The sequence below is a fragment of the Microvirga zambiensis WSM3693 genome (assembly GCF_016735695.1).
GTDB lineage: Bacteria > Pseudomonadota > Alphaproteobacteria > Rhizobiales > Beijerinckiaceae > Microvirga > Microvirga zambiensis.
Genome location: NZ_JAERQD010000165.1, coordinates 1 through 2,283, shown reverse-complemented (window position 1 = coordinate 2,283; position 2,283 = coordinate 1). Strand labels below are relative to the sequence as shown.

General features: G+C 69.5%; 1 protein-coding gene and 1 pseudogene. Both read left to right on the top strand.

Annotated elements, in window-relative coordinates:
- Positions 1–1,660: tyrosine-type recombinase/integrase (locus JKL46_RS34585; protein ID WP_201842955.1), on the top strand; the 1,660-nt coding region annotated here is incomplete at its 5' end.
- A gap of 206 nt (positions 1,661–1,866) precedes the next feature.
- Positions 1,867–2,283 (top strand): annotated as a pseudogene (locus tag JKL46_RS34580) (transposase); the annotation flags it as partial.

Genomic DNA, 2,283 nt, shown 5'->3' with positions numbered 1-2,283 from the left:
CACACGGACCGTCGTCTGCGAACTCCTGTTGCGCAACCGCAGCCCGAGGCTCGCAGACCTGACCGACGAGGCGCTCGCCCGCCTTCGGGCCGATGCCGGCTTTACGGCGTGGGCGGGTGGCACCCTTCACGGCATCCACCGCGCGCTTGCCGCGCTCGGTTACGCCTCGCCACCCGGGTTGCCGACGCGCGGGTGGCGCATGCCGGTCGAAGGCGCGCCGGCCGTGTGGATGGAGGCCGTCGACCACTGGTACGGCACCTCAACGCTCACCCCGGCGGTGCGCCGCGAGTACCGATCGATCCTGTCCAAGGTCGGACGCTGGATGACGCAGGAGCAGCCCGGTGTTGCAGCGCCGGGAGACTGGACGCGGGCCACCTGCGCCGCCTACGTCGCGCGCGTCGACCGCATGTTGATCGGCGACTTCGCGCAGCGGCGCTCCAGCATCGAGGCGCGCGCGGGCCTGCCGCTCGCGCCAACGAGCAAGGCATCTTACATCTCGGTGGTCCGCGGCTTCTTCCGCGAAGGCCACGAGCATGGCTGGTGCCCGCCGCGCTTCGATCCATCCATTGCGCTGGTGACGCCGCGCGCGGTCAAGGCGCTAATCTTCCCCAAGCCGCGCATCATCGCTGACGACGCTTGGGCAAAGCTCGTGTGGGCGGGGCTCAACCTGACAGCCGACGACCTCGCCGCACGCGGCATCATCGCCTATCCGCTCGCACTCGTCCGCGCCCTCGCGCTCACCTGGCTGTTCATCGGCCAGCGCAGCGACGAGATCGTGCGCCTGCGCGTCGGATGCATCCGCTGGCAGGCCGACAGCGCCGATCCGAGCGCCCCGCCCGTGTGCCTGCTCGACGTGCCCGTCCACAAGACCGGCCCCGCCTTCACCAAGCCTGTCGACCCACTCGTCGGCCGCGCGGTTGAGGCGTGGGAGGCGGCAAGGCCCGCGCAGGCCCCGCTTCCCGATCGCAAGACGGGCGAGCCGATCAACATTCTCTTCGCTGTCCGCGGCCGTGCGGTCGCCAACACCTACATCAACAAGTCCATCATCCCGCTGCTCTGCGCCAAGGGCGGGGTGCCGGACAGGGACGTGCGCGGCCGCATCACCAGCCATCGGGCCCGCGCCACCATCGCCAGCCAACTCTACAACGCGAAGGAGCCGATGACCTTGTTCGAACTCCAGGCCTGGCTCGGCCACACCTCGCCCGAGACGACAAGACACTACGCGGCGATTACGCCCAACACGCTGACCAAAGCTTATGGTGATGCCGGCTATTTCGCGCGCAACGTGCGCACGATCGAGGTGCTGATCGATCGCGAAGCCGTGCTGAGCGGCGCCGCCGCGGCGGGCGCGCCCTGGCAGCACTACGATCTTGGCCACGGCTGGTGCAGCTACAGCTTCTTCGAGCAGTGCCCCCACCGGATGGCGTGCGCCAAGTGCGACTTCTACATCCCCAAGCCGAGCGCAAAAGCGCAGCTTCTCGAAGCGCGTGAGGGCATGGACCACCGCCTCGCCGTCATCCCGCTCACCGATGACGAGCGCGCGGCGGTCGAGGGCGACCGCGAGGCGGTGGCGGCGCTCGTCGCCAGGCTCGCCGACACGCCGACACCAGCAGGACCGACCCCGCGTGACATCGCGGCGAGACCACGGACGCTCGGATGATGGCCGCCTTTTGGCTGGCGGCGTAGCTCACCGGAGCAGGCTCACCCGCCCGCGCGCTCCCCATTAGCGCTGTAGCGGGCGGGCGAGCCTGCGGGGGACTCCGGGGACGTCGTTGCCCGACGCCGGGCTCTCGACTGGCGGCAACCGGCGTGATCACTGCCGGTCCCTAGCTCGGCTACCCAGCCTTGACGCGCATATTCCACATAAACGCGCACTATGACGAGCGCTGCTTTCTGCCGATCCATGTCTACGACAGCGCCACCGGCCGACCGGTTGCCGTCGTGCTGCGGCCGGGCAAGACGCCCTCGGGCGTCGAGGTGCGGGCGCATCTGCGCCGGTTGGTGCGGCGCATCCGCACGCGCTGGCCGACCACGCAGATCACGTTCCGCGGCGACAGTCACTATGCCCGTCCCGAGGCCATGGCCTTCTGCGAGCAGAACGGCGTCAGCTACCTCTTCGGGCTGGCTGGCACGAGGCTGCTCACAAGCAAGGTGCAGGATGTGGCTGATGCGGTGCGCACTCAACGGGCGATCGAGGATCGCGAGATCGTGCGTGGCTTTGCCGAGACGACACACCGGGCCAAGAGCTGGTCGCGCGAGCGCCGGGTGATCGCCCGCATCGAG